The sequence below is a fragment of the Pseudoflavonifractor sp. BSD2780061688st1 E11 genome (assembly GCF_005844125.1).
In the GTDB taxonomy this organism is placed as follows: Bacteria; Bacillota; Clostridia; order Lachnospirales; family Lachnospiraceae; genus Sellimonas; species Sellimonas catena.
Map to the genome: position 1 here is coordinate 131,189 of NZ_SPHM01000003.1, position 17,177 is coordinate 148,365.

The following is a 17,177-nucleotide window of genomic DNA, read 5'->3' on the forward strand; positions in this document are numbered from 1 at the left end:
GGATGGCAGTAAAGATGCGTTATTATTTGCTTAAGTAATCTACTACTTCACCGATCGTTGTAAGCTGCTCCAGATCTTCTGTAGGAATCTCTTTTCCGTATTCTTCTTCCAGTGCCATTACCATTTCAAACAGGTCCAGAGAATCTGCTCCAAGATCATCTTTGAAAGATGTCTCCTCTGTCAGTGTATTGATGTCTGCTCCAAGATTTTCTGCTACGATTTCTTTTACTTTTTCTAACATAGTGGTAGTCTCCTTTTACTTTTCATTTTCTTTTTTCATGTTTTCTATTGTAATCCGGCCTTTGCCGGTAATTACCTGTATTACCATTCCAGAATGGATGCTCCCCAGGATAGTCCTGCTCCAAATCCTGCAATCACGATTTTCTGCCCTTTTTCAAGCCGTCCGTCCCGGTTCATCTCATCGAGGAGAATCGGAATGCTCGCGGATGAGGTGTTGCCGTACTCCTGCAGATTCATCGGAAATTTCCCGATGTCTGTCTTCAGGCGTTTTGCAACAGATTCCACAATCCTTTTGTTGGCCTGATGAAGGATGAACCAGTCGATATCCTCCGTTCCAAGCCCTGCCTTGTCAAGCACCTCCGTCACAATCTGCGGAACACTCTTGACTGCAAACTGGAATACGCCTCTTCCGTCCATACTGATGTAAGTATCCTTCGGTGTCTCTCCGGTCTTCTTAAACGCTTCCACAAACTCCGATGAAAATCTGCTCCTGCAGACAAGTGCGTCTCCCCTGCATCCATCGGAATGTGCTGCCGGAAGATATGCTGTTCCTTCCGCTGCCCGGATCACTGCCGCGCCTGCGCCGTCACCGAACAGGATGCAGGTGCCCCGGTCAGTCCAGTCCACCATAGAAGACAGCGTCTCAGTTCCAATAGCCAGAATCGTCTTGTAAAATCCTGCCGCAATGTAGGCCTGCGCGCTCTGGTATGCGAAGACAAATCCCGTGCAGGCTGCCTGCATGTCATATCCCGCCGCATTCACCGCCTGGATCTCTTTTTGCACCTCACAGGCTACGCTCGGGAAGATTACGTCTGGCGAAGAAGATGCGACAAGAATCAGATCGATCTCCTCCGGAGAGACCCCGGCGTTTTCCAGTGCCCTCTTTGCCGCCTCCGCCGCCATGAAAGAGGCGGTCTCATGCTCTGCGATGTGGCGGTTTCTCACGCCGGTCCGTTCACGGATCCACTCGTCATTCGTCTCAACCATCTCAGACAGGTCATTATTGCTCAAAATTTTAGGCGGGATATAAGATCCCGTCCCGCATATTTTTCCTATCATATGTTTTCTCCAAACTTTTATTTTGAACTTAAAATACTTTGATAATCAAACTATATTACACGAATGCCCGGTTGTCAACCCTGTTTTTACATTACTCCCCTGTCTGCCCTCTGTTTTCCCTTTGCGGACAGCCCGCTTTTTTCTGACTGTGCCTGATCAAAGAACCGCTGCTTTTAAGCGCCTTCCCCTTTTATTTCCTCTCGAAGTCTTGCAATTCTGCGTTTGATCTTGCGGCAGATGTAAAAATTGTCCCTGTCGTTTGATTCCAGCCGGTTAAGACGGTCTTCCAGCAATTTGATTTTATGTAACTGTTCCATATGATTTCGTCCTCACTTTCCTGTTAGAATAAAGAGTTCCGCCTGCGGAACTCTCGCGCCGAGCGCGGTCGCTTTAGCAACAAATTTCTGCTTTGCGCGAGTGCGCATCCCGCGGAGCGTTTTTATTTAACAGGGAACGAAGATTCCTGTTAAATAAAAAAAGTGCGCCCGGTTATCTCTTACAAATAACCGGGCGCACCCGACATCTTCTCTGATCCCGCAGCTGCGGCCGCGTATCCTCAGATGATCCTGTTTTATTTTATCGTATCCTTCTTTGATCAGGCACCCTCATTATAATACTTATATCTTTTCTGTCAACCATTTTTTCACCTGCTCTTCTTTTTGTATATTGTGGTAAAATATTCTTATACTATTTCAGTATGAATTCATACGAAAACGGGAGGAGGAATGTTGTATGAGAGGTCTCCGGTCTTTGGACCGTTCGGAACGCTTTCTTTTTTATACAGGGCTTGTGATGGCGGCAAGCGAGATCTGGAAACAGTGGACTCTGACTTTCGTTCTCGGCGGCGGAAGCTACAACTGGTGGTACTTTCCATTTCAGCTCTGCTCCGTTCCGATGTATCTGCTTTTGCTTCTTCCTGTTGTCCATGCTTCCCGCCTCCGCCGGATCTTTCTTACCTTTTTAATGGACTTTTCTCTTCTTAGCGGAATCGGAGCCTTTCTCGATACGAGCGGAATGCACTACCCGCTTCCTGCGCTCACGTGCCATTCCTATCTGTGGCATCTGCTCCTGATTGCCGTGGGGATCTTCTGCGGTCTTTCCGCCATCAGCGATCATACCTGGCATGGCTTTTCCTCCTCTGTCATCCTGTTTGCGGTTCTCTGTAGTGCTGCCACGGTCATCAATCTTACAATCGGACGGACGCACGACATCGATATGTTCTATATTAGTCCGTACTATCAGATGTCCCAGGTCATCATTTCGGATCTGACCCGCGGATTTCCAAATCCGGTCCGGATCCTCTGCTATCTTGCCGTTATTGTTTTCGGCGCGTTTCTTCTGCATCTGTTCTGGCAGCATCTCTTTCTTGTGCGGAACAGGAAAAAATAACCGGCAGCGGCATCCAGGATGCCCAAAATGCAGTAGAAAACCGCCTACCAAAAAAATTTTTAAATTTTTTCAAAAAGTATTTGCAAAAAGAACAATTATATGATATAGTATCTTTTGTCAGGCGGATATGGCGGAATAGGCAGACGCGCTAGATTCAGGTTCTAGTCCTCGCGAGGGGGTACAGGTTCAAGTCCTGCTATCCGCATTGATAACAAAGAAGAGATAGTTGGTTGTCAGCTATCTCTTTTTTATATTCTTTACAAAAGTTTATATACAGAAGTAGAGCCAAAGTCTTTTCATTACTCTGGCTCTTCCTTATACATTCCGTCCCTGATACTGTACGGTCACAACATAGACGGTTTTACTTGATTCATCAATTTTGAAGATGGCAATATAATTATCTATCAGTAATTGCCGGTATCCTTTTCCGGCGTATCTTCCTTCGCTCCGTTCTTGATGCGACTGCGGGAAAGTTTCTAATTTCTTTAATGCCGCCCAAATTCGGTCTGTCTGTCCTTTCGCATTTTCCGGTGATAACTTTTCCAAAGCAATGTAGGAAAAAATATCATCAATTTCTCGAAATGCCTGTTGGTTTAATCTGACTTTATATTTATCCATAATATTTTCTATTCAGTTTCTCAAATGCTTCATCGAGATCAATAGAAGCGCCGCCTTCTTCCATTTCTTTTTCGGATTCATAGATTGCCTGATCGATCCGGTTGCTTTTTGCAAATTTATCATATAATTCACTGCTCATTACGACCAGATCACTGTATCCGTTTTTGGTAATAAAAATCGGTTCCTGTATCTTATGAGCAATATCCGATATCTCACTTGTATTGCGGAGATCTTTAATTGGCATAATAACTGGCATAATATCAGCTCCTTTCTTCCTTTAACATGATTATAGCATAATTATGTCGAAAGGTACACTCAATTATTCGCCTGCTTCTGAATTCGTATAAAATTAGAATCCCTCAGCGGAATCAGGTCGCTTCTCCCCTCATCGCCCGTTCCAGGAAAAAAGACCCGAAGACGCAGGGCATATCCGCACTGCCGTCTCCGGGCCGGTGTTGTTTCGTTCTATGTTGTTTACTTTCTTTTACGCTTTCAGCGGCTCCAGATTTTCTCCATTGGACTCGATCACCTGTTTATACCAGTAAAAGCTCTTTTTCCGGTAACGTGCAAGAGTGCCGCTTCCATCATCTTTCCGGTCTACATAGATGAAGCCGTAGCGCTTGCTCATCTCCCCGGTTGATGCGCTGACCAGATCGATACAGCCCCAGGTCGTATAGCCAAGCAGTTCCACGCCGTCTTCTTCCACGGCCGCCTTGAATGCCTCGATGTGGGCCTTCAGATACTCGATCCGATAGTCGTCATCCACCGTCCAGGACCCTTTGCCGTCCGGAATCAGCTCATCCTTCGCGCCGAGTCCGTTTTCTACGATAAAAAGTGGTTTCTGGTAGCGGTCGTAAAGTGTATTCATCGTCGTACGCAGTCCAAGAGGGTCGATCTGCCAGCCCCACTGAGAGGATGGAAGATACGGATTCTTTGTCCCTTTGAAGGCATTTCCGATGGTCTCGCCTACGTTTTCCTGTGTTGTAATGCACCTGGAAGAATAATAGCTGAAACTGATGAAGTCCACGGTATGTTCCCGCAGAATCTCTTCATCTTCCGCTGTCATGCCAAGGTCGATGTTCTTCTTCTCAAAGAGCTTCTTTGCGTAGTTCGGATAATATCCTCTGGCCTGCACATCGATAAAGAGCATGTTTTCCCGGTCTTTTCCGAGAGCCGCCCAGACATCTTCCGGCCTGCAGCTGTACGGGTAATAGTTTCCTGCCGCCATCATACAGCCCACCTTGTTTTCCGGATCAATCTCATGTGCAATCTTTGTCGCCCAGGCACTAGCCACCAGTTCATGATGGGCGCTGATATATTTCGCTTGTTCCTGATCTTCCCCTTCCTCAAACTGAAGTCCCGCTCCCATAAAAGGAAGATGGAGAATCATATTGATTTCATTGAAGGTGATCCAGTATTTAACGAGACCCTTGTACCGGGTAAAGAGCACGGTCACAAGCTTTTTGTAAAGCTCGATCAGCCGTCTGTTCTTCCATCCGCCGTACTCCCGGATCAGATGCATCGGACAGTCAAAATGGGTGATCGTCACAAGAGGCTCAATTCCGTATTTCTTACATTCCCGGAATACGTCCTCGTAAAAGGCAAGGCCCGCCTCGTTCGCCTCCGCTTCATCTCCCTTTGGGAAAATTCTGGACCATCCGATGCTCATACGGAATGTCTTAAATCCCATTTCCGCGAACATGGCGATATCTTCTTTATAATGATGGTAGAAATCAATTCCTTCCAGAGCCGGGTAATCTTCATCATCTCCTGCGTGTGGCCCATATCGTGAAAGTCCATCGACGCATTGACCAGATGCATGGCGATAAATCCCGCCTCATCCTCCGGAAGAAGTACTCCTGTTTTCCGCTCAATGATGTTCAACGATTCCATCCCGATCTGATATTCGTGATTGTAAAACCGTTTAATCTCCGTAAGCAGGGCATTCTGAATCGGAATCCCGCCTTTCGACCGCTGAATCGCGAAATGGATGTGGTCACAGAGATTCAGATACAGATAATTGCTGAGCTGCTTTCCAAGGGAAATCGTCGCATACTCCACGATCTCGTTGGTTGCCTGGATACATTCAAGGGGCATGGAAGAAAACAGTTCCTCCATGTGCTGTCTTTCCTCCTTCTGAAGCACATAAACTTTTTCCACTTTTCCGTCATCAATATACTCTCCCGGCTTTTTCTTAAAGCCGATTCCGCACCCCATTACAAGGACTTCCTGTCCTTTTTCATCATGGGATCTGATCAGATTGTTGTTAATCACTTTATCAACCTGCATTCTTACGATCCGCCCTCCTACATAAAATGCACAAAAAATAGGCTATACCGCTCCCACATTTTAACTCAAATGTGTACAATCGGTATAGCCTGCTTTACCAGTAACAATCCTTTTATACAAGGCCAGTATAGCATCCAACCTTGTTTTTATCAATTATGAATAAAAGTTTTATGCACCTTTTTACGCTCCGACTTTTCCAAGTCCCATTTCCTGTCCGATATTCAGAATATGATCTCCGATCCGTTCAAAATCCGTAAGCATCTCGGAATACAGAATACTGACCTCTTCATCCTGTTTTCCCTGCTGCATCCGGTCGATCTGTCCCTGGCGGAAGCTTTCTGTCATGTCGTCTATCCTCTGTTCCGCCTCTTCGATCCTCTTCACGATCTCTGTGTCTCCCTTCTTGACATCGCTTAAAATCTCAAGCGCATCAAGACTTGCTTTCTTCATCTGGCGGATCTCCTCCATCTCGGTACTGGAAAATACAATGCCCTTTTCTTCCATCATCTGTGTGTACTCACACAGATTTGTCGCATGGTCTCCAATTCTCTCCAGATTACCGCATACTTTGAACAGAGCACTCATGTATCTGGCATCTTTCTGGTTTGTCTCATTGACAATCGTCTTGGAAATATATTTGCAGATCTCTTTATTGAGGAAGTCGATGTACTCTTCTTTTTCATCTACCTGCGCAAGGAGGGCGGTGGAACCATCCAGCACCGCATCAAAACTCAAGTGCACGTTTTCCTTTGTCATCTGAAGCATCCGTTCTACTTCTTTCTGAACTCCTGTCAAAGCGATTGCGGAAGTACCGATATGGTTTTCCCTCTTCGTATCAACCGGGCGGATGTATTCCAGATGCATCCCTTCCACTTTCTCTTCTTTCTTATCCGGAAGAACCTTCTCGGCAAAGGATGCCAGATAGTTTCCAAACGGAATCAGAAGAATGGTGGTGACAATATTAAACAACGTATGCATGTTGGCAATCTGCCCCGCCACATTGGTCGGCGTCCAGCTTTCCACCAGAGACGTAAGCGGCGTCAGAATACAGACAGTTGTAAAAATGATCGTTCCGATGATGTTAAATGTCAGATGGATGATCGTCGTACGCTTTGCGTTCCGGCTTGTCCCTATGGATGCAAGCACCGCCGTAATACAGGTACCGATATTCTGTCCAAAAAGAACAAACACCGCGCTCGGAAGTCCGATCAGACCGTTTGATGCCAATGCCTGCAGAATACCAACAGACGCGGAAGAAGACTGAATAATCGCCGTAAACACCGCTCCGGCCAGAATACCAAGCACCGGATTTGAGAATTTTGTCATAAGGCTTACAAAAGCCTCCGAATCACGAAGCGGCATCATGGATGAGCTCATCATCTCCATACCAAGGAAGAGTACACCAAGTCCTGCTACAATCAGACCGTAATTATGTACCTTCGGACTTTTAATGAAAAGAATCAAAGCCACTCCAAGAAAAGCGATCAGCGGAGCAATCGCCCCAATATCAAGCGCAATCAGCTGTCCTGTAATTGTCGTACCGATATTTGCACCCATGATGATCCATACAGCCTGTCTCAGTGTCATCATGCCCGAATTTACAAATCCTACTACCATAACCGTGGTTGCCGATGACGACTGGATCACGGCTGTCACTCCCGCTCCTACCAGGACGCCCAGAAAGCGGTTGGCTGTCAGCCTTTCCAGGATTCGTTTCATCTTGTTTCCGGCGGCTGCCTCAAGCCCGGAACTCATCATCTGCATTCCGTAAAGGAACAAAGCGAGTCCTCCAAGCAGGCCAAAAAAGTCTGTCAACTTCATTTCTCTTTTCCTCCATAAAAGTTGAATTTTCCTCTCAATTTTACAAAATGCTAACTTATTTTTAACATTCCATTTATATATTTACTAGAAACCGCGAAAATACGCAATAGGTTATACGAAAAATTAACATGATTTTACGTAGATTTTACCTGAATTTTACATTTTCTTTCCCATGAACCTGCTTCCAGAGAAAAAATTCAAAAAGTAAAGACCGGAAAAACTCTTTCCGGCCTTGTTTTACCATATTTCAATTTCCTCCCGGTCTTTCGGGTTCAGGTACAGATCGATGGACTCAATATCCTTCTGCCTGTAGCTTCCAATCTTATGTTCTTTCAGATCATCCAGAATGATGTCCCTGAACTCCATCACATCCCGCACTTCATCATAATTGATATACGGGAAATAAAATCCGAGTGTTTCGGCATCCTCCTGCCACGCTTCCGGCGCAACCCGCTTTTTGTTGTACTCAATACTGTAGTGCAGTGTGTTTTCCGGTACGGAGTCATCCCAGACAAGATTCAGATACGGCTGTCCGTAATCCATATATACATCCACTGTACCTCCGTCAGATGGCGGCGTAAAGCTCATCTCTCCTTCCATCACTGTCATCTCCGTCTCCCCGACAGTTCTCTCCCCTGCATAGTCCAGAGAAAAGAATTCCACGCATCCGATTCCTGCACCGATTCCGCTGATCAGTACCCCGCCCGCAAATATTCCGGCAAGTAATTTCCGATACTGCTTCATCTATAACACCTCCCCTGTCTGTTCTGCCTTCCTCTCACCCTCCGGTTTTTTTCTGTACTTTTTTCGAAGTCCGAATGTCAGAAGTCCGAGGGATGCCCCTGAAGCTGCTGCTCCAAAGCAGAAAATCTCCGCCCCAAGAAGCGGATATCCGGAAAACACCAGAGTCAGCAGGGCTCCAAAAGCAAACAGACTGACAGCCGCCATTCCCATCAGAAAGCAGGTAACAAGTATCCAGCTCAGATTCCAGATCAGAACGCAGCAATTGTGAAACAGACGCCTGGACGTACTCCAGACCGGAATCTCTGTACTTTTCCTCCACAGGCTCTTTTTCTCCTGTCTGCCTTCTTTCTCTTCGCTGCCTTCCGTCCTCTGTTTGGATTTTCCGGAAAAAGCTCTCCATTTTCCGGCTATTGTATCTTTCATTTTCCGGATCTTTTCCAGAATTTTCCCGAAAAACGCAGCCGCCTTTCCCGCCAGTTTTCTGCTCCCCTCAGAAACTTTTTCCATGTCCGGAGTACGGATCACGATCCCCTTTGTCTTTTTTTCAAATTTCGGATCCACGTGATATGCCTCCAGAATTTCGGCTGCCAGCTCTGCGATATTACCAAAATCGCTGATCGCCTCTTCTTCGCTGAGCCCGCTTTTCATCTTCAGATCAATGTGCTGCGCATACTCATCAATAATATCTTCCTGTTCCCTTTCATCCAGCACTCTTAAATGATCTCTTAATTCTTTTAAAAACCCTTCTTTATTCATGCTTTCCCTCCTTTAGGAAACGGCACACCCGTTCCTGAAACTCATTCCATTCTGCCTCAAGCTGATCACGGTGGAGAATCCCTGCCGCAGTCAAATGATAATACTTTCTGGGCGGTCCTTCTGTGGACTCACGCAGATAGGTTTCAAAATAATGTTCGTTTGTCAATCGTTTCAGGAGCGGGTAAATGGTCCCTTCATTTACGTCAATGACCTTGGATACTTCTGTCACCAGTTCGTATCCGTACATGTCACGGTTCCGGACTGATTCCAAAACAATCAGCTCCAGAACTCCTTTTTTAAACTGTGGATTCATTCCATCACTCCTCCTGTTATTATACTATACCCACTACTTGATTATGTCAAGTACTGGATGAAAATTAATAGCGGGCAGTCTGCTGCTGCCCGCTGTTCACCTTAGACAAAGGTCGGTCTTCTATTCGGCGGCCGAACCGCTCTCTGTATCTGTGCTTTCCTCTCCGGATGTACTGTCATCCGAAGAACTGTCGTCTGCAGAAGCATCATCCTCTGTAGATTCTGTCTCCTCTTCTTCTTTCAGATTATCCGTGTTCATCTCCAGTACATTCGGAAGGGAAGAGGATACCGTATACACATTTTCCTTGTCCCCTGTTGTCATGTAATAATCGGAGTCTGCTCCGTCTCCGATATAAATGGTTTCTGTTGTGCCATCTTCTCCTGTCACGGTAATGGTATAAGCAGGGGAATCCAGTCCATAGCTTTCCAGAGAATCCGGATCCTCAATCTGCCGCTCAGCCTGTACATCGGATACTGTATCCGCGATATTCTCAATGGTATCCTGCACAAGAGCCGTCTCCGTATCATCTTTCAGATGCCAGGTATCGTCTTCTTTTACAAGAGATACGCTGCTTCCGTCTTCGGAAGAGTAAGTGATCTCCACCGGATTTTCAATGTCCACCACATGGATCTTCTCCGCTTCGGCTTTGGCCTGTTCTGCTTCCTTCTGACTCTGATTGTAGCTTCTAAGTGCAAAGTAAACAATACAAAGTACAAGAAGTACTGCCAGAAGTATGATAAGTCCTTTTTTCTGTTTCATCTGTCCACTCCCTATGCTTTTCTACGTTTCATCCAGATCACAAATCCTCCGATCAGAACAACCGCCGGCACACCAAAGATCAGCGCTGTACTGATAGAACCTGCATGCTGCACGGTGTTCAACTCTACAGACAGGCTCTTCGCCTTGATGGAAAGATTTTCAACATCGTCAAAATTGTTCATAACGAGATTGAGGAAGAGTCTCGAATTATCCAGATTGGAAAAATACTCCGTAATCTGGGAATTGATCATGCTTTCCGAAGCAATCACGGTCAGCTTCGCGTCATCTTCCTCCGCGACAGCTGCGAGAGTATATTCTCCCTGTGTCTGTGCCTCTTCCGTCACTGCGTATCCTTCTGAGGATGTCGTCATCACCTGTGTCACAGAAAGCGTATCTCTTAAATCTTCCTGTACGGTAAATCCGGCTGAATTTACAAGCAGTACCATATCGCTTTCCAGACCGTCTCCCAGATCTCCCGATGCTGAGATTTCCGGGAAGATATAATAGTAATTACCCTGGTAGCACCGCTGCATATCCGCAATGTAGCCGTCCGTTTTTGTCATTCCGTACTGTTCCATAAACGCGTTCAGATTCGGCGTCTCCGTGGAAGCATCACCCATCACATAGATGACCTTTCCTCCTTCTGACATATAATTCAGAAGCATCGTTTCCTCCTGCTCGGAAATATCGCTCGTCGGCGCATCGATCAGGATCAGGTCGCAGTCTGAAGGGATCTCTTCTACCATCAGAAGATTCAGTTCTTCCGTTGTCACACTGGATTTCTCCAGTTCATCGCTCAGAGAAGTGGATAATGTCGTCTCGCCGTGTCCGGTTGTATAGTAGATTTTCTTCGACACATCCGTTGTAATCTGATTGATCGCACTTGTCAGCTGACCGTCCGCATCAAACTCCGAATCAGACGCAGACCCTGTCGTATAGTAGGAGCTGTAGTCCTGCACAATAATATCCGTAAACAGAACTGTAGCGGATTTTCCGGTCTCCTCGCAGGAAACGACAATGGAATTGGACTGTGCATCTTCATTCTCCTGAAGAGCCTGCGGATTATCCACCGGATTGATCCATTCTACACTGATCTTGTCAGTCAGTGCGGTATATCGTTCCAGGAATGTTTTGATTCTCTCGTCTGTAGATGATTTGTCTGCATATACCGTAAACTTGATATCGTATTCCAGATCTTTCAAAAGATTTCTGGATGTCTTGGAAATTCCGTAAATGTTTTTATTGCTGACATCAACCTGTCTGAATTTCTCAGGGAGCTGCCCGACAATCAGATTGATGACAACTGCGATCACGATGACAACCGCAATCATACCCACACTGTAAAATCCATAGCGGGTCTGAAGACTTCGGAATTTTTTCAGCAATTTCTTCATGTCTTACCCTCCTAACTGAATCTTCTTTTCTGTATTGACTGAACGGTCAGGAATAAAAACACCCCGATCAGAGTCAGATACATCACAACCCCGCCGATGTCCAGAAGATTATTTTCCGCGACACTCGTAAACGTTGAAACAAGCGCAAACTTTTCAAAGATTGTGGAAAGAATTCCTTCATATAAAGAAGAGTCTACAACATAGATCACAATAAGAACAATCGTACCGATTCCTTCAATTCCGACACTCAGCAGACCGTTTTTGGTCATATTGTAAACAAACAAAACGCAGAGGGTCAGCATCATCCAGATTCCTGCCATCCCTCCAAATGCGGAAGACGGAAGGAAGCTTAACAGTCCATCCCACAGATAAATCACCATCAGGACACCAAATGTTCCGATGGCCGCAATAATCTGGCTCTCCGTCATGGCTGAGATAAAACTTCCGATGGCAATATATACACATCCAAGAAGGAAGAATACAAGAATCGATGTATAATCATTCTTAAAATATGCCGTCCCCTGTGTACTGATAATCAGCGGATACGCACAGAACAGTACGCAAGGAATCAGAAATACCGTCACCATGGCAAAATATTTTCCCATTACCATCTTGCCCACGCTTACCGGGGAGGTCAACAGCAGCTGGTCGGTCCGGCTTCTCCTTTCCCCGGAAAAGCTTCGCATCGTAAGAATCGGAACCGCCACAAGAAAAATAAACATGACCCCTTCCAGCGAATAGGAAAAATACGGATATCCGCTGTTTAAATTGTATGCCATGAAGTAGATGCCTGTCATAAAGGTCAGAAAGGCGATGAAAATACTCCCCGTCATGGAGTAAAAATACGATTTAAACTCACGCTTATAGATTGCCAGCATGTGGACGCCCTCCTTCCTGGGTCAGCTGAAGGAAGATGTCCTCCAGTGTGTTCTGTTTTCTGTACATGGAGATCAACGCGCTGTCTTCTCTTGCAAAGGCACGGAAAATCTCCTCCCGGATGTCAACATCCTCTTTTGTCTCAATGACCGCCCTGGTGATTCCAGGATCGGACGTCAGATAGCTGACTTTCTGAATTCCCGGAATCCGTGAGAGAATCTCTTCGGTTTTTTCCGGAAGCAGTCTTGTCTCGATCTCGGTCGGCGCATTCCCTGAAAATTTCTTTTCCAGGTTTTCCGGCGTATCACTTGCCACCAGTTTCCCCTGGGAAATAATGATGATGTAATCGCACACTTCCCGGATCTCCGCAAGAATATGGGAGCTTAAAATGACCGTATGATCTTTTGCAAGCTCCCTGATTAACTCTCTGATTTCGATGATCTGTTTCGGATCCAGACCGACTGTCGGCTCATCCAGAATAATTGTCTCAGGGAATCCAAGCACTGCCTGCGCCAGACCCACTCTCTGGCGGTATCCTTTGGACAAATTCTTAATCAGCCTTTCTCTCACATCATAAATCCTGACCATCTTCATTATTTTTTTGACTTCAGCCTTTCTGTCCGCCTTTTTTACCTTTTTCAGCTCCGCCGCGAACATCAGATACTCCTGCACTTTCATGTCCATATAAAGCGGCGGCATCTCCGGGAGATATCCGACAGATTTTTTCGCCAGTTCCGGCTCTTTTAAAATATCATGGCCGTTGATCAGAACTTCCCCTTCGGTTGCTCCGAGATATCCGGTCATGATATTCATGGTTGTGGACTTTCCGGCTCCGTTTGGCCCAAGCAGCCCATAGATATGTCCCTTCTCTATTCGAAAGTTCAGATGATCCACAGCAGTATGGCTGCCGTATTTTTTCACTAATCCGTTGACTTCGATCAATGTGCTTCCCTCCTCTGTTTTAGTCTATGCAATACCTTATCAGGAAATTGTGTCTATTCTGTGCCAAAACTGTGATGAAAAAAAGAAACACCGTCCTTGCCACCGGCACCGGAATATACTATAGTAGAGGATAGCAGCGGAAAAAAGGAGGAGGAAACACAGCATGGAATATGCAGAGGATTTACAGATGGACTCTCAGGAGTCCGCAAAAAGAATGGAGGAAGGACGTCTTTACCTTCCGTCCGACCCTGAAATTATGAAAAAACAGTTTGACTGTCTGGAAAAGCTGTATGATTATAATCAGACAAGACCGCACGACCAGGAACTGAGAGCCAGAATGCTCAAAGATATGTTTGCCGAATTGGGCGAGGGATGCTATATCGAACCTCCGCTTCGTTCCAACTGGGGTGGATATCATACCCATTTTGGAGATCATGTCTACGCCAACTTCAATCTGACTCTTGTTGACGACGGACATATTTATATCGGCAGCAAGACCATGATCGGACCGAATGTCACCATCGCGACCGCAGGTCATCCGGTGGAACCGAATCTCCGGTATCTGGAGATGCAGTACAACATGGACGTACATATCGGAAAGAATGTATGGATCGGCGCAGGATGTGTCATCCTTCCGGGTGTGACCATCGGGGACAATACAGTTATCGGAGCCGGCAGCATTGTCACAAAGGACATCCCGGCCGGAGTAGTAGCTGTAGGAAATCCATGCCGGGTACTGCGTGAAGTAGGAGAACACGACCGGGAATACTATTACCGTGACCGGAAAATCGATGTACCGATCCCGGATGTGCTTTCCAAACCTGACAAGGACTGATCTTCAGAAACTGTTTCTATTGCACAAAAAGAGCTTTGCGCGGCCCTTTCTCCGGGCGTTGCAAAGCTCTTTTCTTCTACTCTTCTGTCTCATGTTTCTGTGGTCTTTCAAAATCCAGATCAATTTCCCTGACCTCCTGTTTTGTCGGGATCGACGCAGCCGCTCCAGGTCTTGTGACCGCAATGGCCGCCGCTCTGGAGGCCACGATCAGGCATTCTCTTACATCCATCCCGGATACCAGTCCGGCGATAAAATATCCGGTAAACGTATCTCCTGCTCCGGTCGTATCGGTCACCGGTACATGGAAGCTGTCCTGGAAAAACCGTCTCGATGCATCCTGATACACACATCCGTCTCCGCCAAGCGTCATCACAATCCCGGCCTTCGGATACAGTTCGGACAAAGTATCCAGAATTTCCCCCAGCTCTTCTTTTCCTGTCATCTGCGCGCCTTCAATCTCATTGACAAGGAAGAGGTTTACTTTGCCAAGATCACAGAATTTAAGCTGCTCATTATACGGGGACGGATTCAGGATGATCCGCATCTTCTTTCTGCTGGCCGCTTCGATGACATAATCTACGAGATTGATCTCGTTCTGCACAAGTACGATATCCTCCTCGCTGAAATCCGCCAGCACTTCATCGATATAATTTTTGGTAAATTTCCGGTTTGCTCCTCCATACAGAAGAATGCAGTTCTGTCCGCTCTCATCCACCTGAATGATCGTATGTCCCGATGGTCCCGGAACTTTCCATATATAATGCGTATGAATATTTTCCTTCCTGCAAAGATCCACCAGCATCTCTCCGTCTTCTCCGATCATTCCGGCATGGTGGACTTCCAGTCCTGCCCTTGCAAGGGCAATCGACTGATTCAGCCCTTTACCGCCGCAGAAAATCTTTCGCTCCGCTGTATCCAGTGTCTCCCCCGGCTCCACAATATGGTCCACCGTGTAGGTATAATCCAGATTCAGCGATCCAAAGTTGATGATTCTCATCGGTCCGTTCCTCCTTCTAATCCTTGATTTTTAATACTTCCCTGTCATAGGTCCACAGCCCGTTTACTTCTTCTTCAATATCCGACAGCTGCGTGTAGACAGCCGCGCACAGCCCTTTTCGCTCCAGATTTCTGACTTCTTTCCAGATTTTTTCATAGGCATGGCACAGGCTCTTCTTCCCCGGGAAAATCCGGTATCCGTATATTGCCGGGCACGCACTGTGCCCTTTTTCTCTCATGGAAAATCCTCCAAATTCCGACAGAATGGAAGCCCGCTCTTTCTCCGTCTTCACTTTCAGCCGGAAGAAATAGTTGTGGGTACTCCGCACATCCCCGCATCTCTGGTCGAACCAGCCGCTGGCCGCATCTACCAGACGGGTCGGATCCAGACGTTTCAATTCCTTTGTAAGCCTTTTTGTATCAAACTGTCCCCATCCTTCGTTAAACAGCGTCCAAAGGACGATGGACGGATGCCCATAGAGTGTGCGTACTGTCTGTCTCATCTCATGTTCAAACTCTGCCCGGCCTTTTTCACTCTTTCTGGACAGAAGCCGTCTTACCTTGTCCGTGACCGTAATGTGCCAGATACTCATGGCAGTCGCCCCGTAAGTCACATACCAGTGATGGTACGCTTCTCCTCCGTTAACCATATCCTGCCACACCAGCATTCCCAGACGGTCGCAGTGATAGTACCAGCGCTGTGGCTCGATTTTGCAGTGCTTCCTGAGCATGTTATAGCCGAGATTTTTCGCCTGACTGATATCAAAAATCATCGCCTCATCGGACGGCGCTGTATAAAGCCCGTCCGGCCAGTACCCCTGATCCAGAAGTCCTCTCTGGAACAGAATCTCGTGGTTCAGGCAGATCCTTGGAATGCCTTTCGGATCCTTTTCCACCGTGATGCAACGCATCGCAAAGTAGCTTTTCACCTTGTCTTTTCCCATCCGTACTTCAAACTCATACAGATATGGATCCCACGGTGTCCAGCTCCGCTTTTCCCTTAACCGGATCCGGACAGGTTCATTCGTTCCGGCCTCACAGACTCTTCCCTCCAGAATAATCCTTGCCTTCTTTGCCACATTGGCAAATACGGTAATCTCCACTTCCCCGGTGTCATAAAACGGCCGGCACTTGATCTCTTCAATATAATTATGCGGCACTGCCTCCATCCATACTGTCTGCCAGATTCCGCTCTGAGCCGTATAGAACATACCGCCTTTTTGAATTTTCTGCTTGCCCTTCGCATGCCAGCTCTGGTCCGATATATCGCGTACCCGGACGCAGAGGTCATTCTCCCCTTCTTTCAGATACCGCGTAACATCAATGGTAAAGGGAAGATATCCTCCTTTATGACAGCCGGCGCGCCTTCCATTTATATACACGACACACATCTGATCGACTGCGCCAAAATGCAGCAGAATCCGTTCTCCCGACTGCGCCGGATTTTCAAACGTCCGGTGATACCAGAGTGTTTCCTCCGGGCGGAGTCTCCGCTTCACACCGGACAGAACACTCTCCGGCGAAAACGGGACAAGAATCTTTCCTTCGAAGGAGGCAGGCGGACGCTTCCCGGATTCCCGGCAGATCCGGTAATCCCAGTATCCGTTCAGGTTAATATAGCTTTTTCGGCGCATCAGAGGTCTTGGATACTCTGAAAGGACATGCTCCGTATCCAGGTCTTTTCCCCATCTTGTATAAAGCGTTTTCATTTTGTCTGTTCTCCTTTCAGACTTTCTTCCATCTTCTGAAGCTGACGGTAAAAAGTTTCCAGCTCTTCCTCGTCAAACGCTTCCCACCAGATCTCATCCCCTTTTTCAAAAATCTCCTTCACCTGCTCCGCCTTTTCCCTGCCCTCTTCGGTCAGACTGATCAGACAGGATCTGCGGCAGGACGGATCGATCTCCTTTCTCAGAAGCCCCGCTTTTACAAGCCGGTCCACCGTTCTGGAAATCGTCGTGACATCCACAAAACACCGGTCTGCAAGTTCTCTTTGTGTCATAGTACCATATTTTCTGAGAGAATTCAAAATTCTTGGCTGTCCCTGCCCTACTTTCAGGCCGATTTCCTGAAAATACGGCCGAAGCGCTGCCCTCCTGGCAGCATTTATCTGAAACCATAGTTCTCTGATCTTACTTTTTTCCATTTT

Annotated in this window: 19 protein-coding genes, 1 tRNA gene and 1 pseudogene; 3 read left to right on the forward strand and 18 right to left on the reverse strand. The window is 46.8% G+C overall.

All coding sequences use genetic code 11. From position 1 onward, the window contains the following. Window positions 1–22: 22 nt before the first annotated feature. The 3 genes from acpP to FGQ85_RS18260 all read right to left on the reverse strand — a co-directional run bounded on the left by acpP (window position 23) and on the right by FGQ85_RS18260 (window position 1,616). Complete coding sequence (acpP, locus tag FGQ85_RS02440) at window positions 23–241, reverse strand: acyl carrier protein (RefSeq protein WP_087167169.1); 219 nt, start codon at window positions 239–241, stop codon at window positions 23–25. 80 nt (window positions 242–321) lie between these two features. Further along, window positions 322–1,299, reverse strand: a complete 978-nt coding sequence (locus FGQ85_RS02445; protein ID WP_138372564.1) for a beta-ketoacyl-ACP synthase III — start codon at window positions 1,297–1,299, stop codon at window positions 322–324. 173 nt (window positions 1,300–1,472) lie between these two features. Further along, a complete protein-coding gene (locus FGQ85_RS18260; protein ID WP_171027862.1) occupies window positions 1,473–1,616 on the reverse strand; it encodes a hypothetical protein in 144 nt (47 codons plus the stop codon). Window positions 1,617–2,031: 415 nt separating this feature from the next. Here FGQ85_RS18260 and FGQ85_RS02450 point away from each other — a divergent pair, with 415 nt between their 5' ends. Beyond that, window positions 2,032–2,688: a YwaF family protein gene (locus FGQ85_RS02450; RefSeq protein ID WP_087167167.1), complete on the forward strand. Its 657-nt coding sequence runs from the start codon at window positions 2,032–2,034 to the stop codon at window positions 2,686–2,688. A gap of 121 nt (window positions 2,689–2,809) precedes the next feature. Continuing rightward, window positions 2,810–2,893: transfer RNA gene (locus FGQ85_RS02455), tRNA-Leu, on the forward strand. 110 nt (window positions 2,894–3,003) lie between these two features. Here the strand turns inward: FGQ85_RS02455 and FGQ85_RS02460 are convergent. The 12 genes and pseudogenes from FGQ85_RS02460 to FGQ85_RS02515 all read right to left on the reverse strand — a co-directional run bounded on the left by FGQ85_RS02460 (window position 3,004) and on the right by FGQ85_RS02515 (window position 13,200). Next, complete coding sequence (locus FGQ85_RS02460; RefSeq protein WP_087167166.1) at window positions 3,004–3,306, reverse strand: type II toxin-antitoxin system RelE/ParE family toxin; 303 nt, start codon at window positions 3,304–3,306, stop codon at window positions 3,004–3,006. Continuing rightward, window positions 3,299–3,562, reverse strand: coding sequence for a type II toxin-antitoxin system prevent-host-death family antitoxin (locus FGQ85_RS02465; RefSeq protein WP_087167165.1), 264 nt, complete (start codon window positions 3,560–3,562; stop codon window positions 3,299–3,301). Before FGQ85_RS02465 ends, FGQ85_RS02460 begins: the two co-directional genes overlap by 8 nt. A gap of 228 nt (window positions 3,563–3,790) precedes the next feature. Then, window positions 3,791–5,074 (reverse strand): annotated as a pseudogene (locus FGQ85_RS02470) (6-phospho-beta-glucosidase); the annotation flags it as partial. Then, entirely contained in the window at window positions 4,972–5,595 is a 624-nt protein-coding gene (locus FGQ85_RS02475) for a PRD domain-containing protein (protein WP_138372565.1), read from the reverse strand. The pseudogene FGQ85_RS02470 and the gene FGQ85_RS02475, both read right to left, overlap by 103 nt. A 180-nt stretch (window positions 5,596–5,775) precedes the next feature. Next, complete coding sequence (locus tag FGQ85_RS02480; RefSeq protein WP_087167162.1) at window positions 5,776–7,416, reverse strand: Na/Pi cotransporter family protein; 1,641 nt, start codon at window positions 7,414–7,416, stop codon at window positions 5,776–5,778. Window positions 7,417–7,653: 237 nt separating this feature from the next. Continuing rightward, a complete protein-coding gene (locus tag FGQ85_RS02485) occupies window positions 7,654–8,160 on the reverse strand; it encodes a hypothetical protein (protein ID WP_087167161.1) in 507 nt (168 codons plus the stop codon). Next, window positions 8,161–8,916: a DUF1700 domain-containing protein gene (locus tag FGQ85_RS02490; RefSeq protein WP_138372566.1), complete on the reverse strand. Its 756-nt coding sequence runs from the start codon at window positions 8,914–8,916 to the stop codon at window positions 8,161–8,163. Next, window positions 8,909–9,229, reverse strand: coding sequence for a PadR family transcriptional regulator (locus FGQ85_RS02495; protein ID WP_087167159.1), 321 nt, complete (start codon window positions 9,227–9,229; stop codon window positions 8,909–8,911). Before FGQ85_RS02495 ends, FGQ85_RS02490 begins: the two co-directional genes overlap by 8 nt. Before the next feature lie 120 nt (window positions 9,230–9,349). Beyond that, window positions 9,350–9,988, reverse strand: a complete 639-nt coding sequence (locus tag FGQ85_RS02500; RefSeq protein ID WP_138372567.1) for a DUF4340 domain-containing protein — start codon at window positions 9,986–9,988, stop codon at window positions 9,350–9,352. 11 nt (window positions 9,989–9,999) lie between these two features. Beyond that, the gene (locus FGQ85_RS02505; RefSeq protein WP_138372568.1) at window positions 10,000–11,382 is read right to left on the reverse strand and encodes a GldG family protein; all 1,383 of its coding nucleotides are present in this window, start codon (window positions 11,380–11,382) and stop codon (window positions 10,000–10,002) included. 11 nt (window positions 11,383–11,393) lie between these two features. Further along, window positions 11,394–12,260 carry an ABC transporter permease subunit gene (locus tag FGQ85_RS02510; RefSeq protein ID WP_138372569.1) on the reverse strand — a complete coding sequence of 289 codons (867 nt, stop codon included), beginning with the start codon at window positions 12,258–12,260 and terminating at the stop codon, window positions 11,394–11,396. Next, on the reverse strand, window positions 12,244–13,200 hold the full coding sequence (locus FGQ85_RS02515) for an ABC transporter ATP-binding protein (protein ID WP_138372570.1): 957 nt from the start codon (window positions 13,198–13,200) through the stop codon (window positions 12,244–12,246). Before FGQ85_RS02515 ends, FGQ85_RS02510 begins: the two co-directional genes overlap by 17 nt. 187 nt (window positions 13,201–13,387) lie before the next feature. On the opposite strand from FGQ85_RS02515, the gene FGQ85_RS02520 reads away from it, so the two are divergent. Further along, window positions 13,388–14,035 (forward strand): sugar O-acetyltransferase, encoded by a 648-nt coding sequence (locus FGQ85_RS02520; RefSeq protein ID WP_138372585.1) that lies wholly within the window; start codon window positions 13,388–13,390, stop codon window positions 14,033–14,035. 76 nt (window positions 14,036–14,111) lie between these two features. Here FGQ85_RS02520 and FGQ85_RS02525 read toward each other — a convergent pair whose 3' ends face one another. From FGQ85_RS02525 to FGQ85_RS02535, 3 genes are read right to left on the reverse strand one after another with little or no spacing between them, the layout of a single operon-like run. Continuing rightward, window positions 14,112–15,032 (reverse strand): ribokinase, encoded by a 921-nt coding sequence (locus FGQ85_RS02525; RefSeq protein ID WP_138372571.1) that lies wholly within the window; start codon window positions 15,030–15,032, stop codon window positions 14,112–14,114. Window positions 15,033–15,048: 16 nt separating this feature from the next. Further along, window positions 15,049–16,740 carry a sugar-binding domain-containing protein gene (locus tag FGQ85_RS02530; RefSeq protein ID WP_138372572.1) on the reverse strand — a complete coding sequence of 564 codons (1,692 nt, stop codon included), beginning with the start codon at window positions 16,738–16,740 and terminating at the stop codon, window positions 15,049–15,051. Continuing rightward, window positions 16,737–17,174, reverse strand: coding sequence for a MarR family transcriptional regulator (locus FGQ85_RS02535; RefSeq protein WP_242960073.1), 438 nt, complete (start codon window positions 17,172–17,174; stop codon window positions 16,737–16,739). Before FGQ85_RS02535 ends, FGQ85_RS02530 begins: the two co-directional genes overlap by 4 nt. Window positions 17,175–17,177 lie beyond the last annotated feature (3 nt).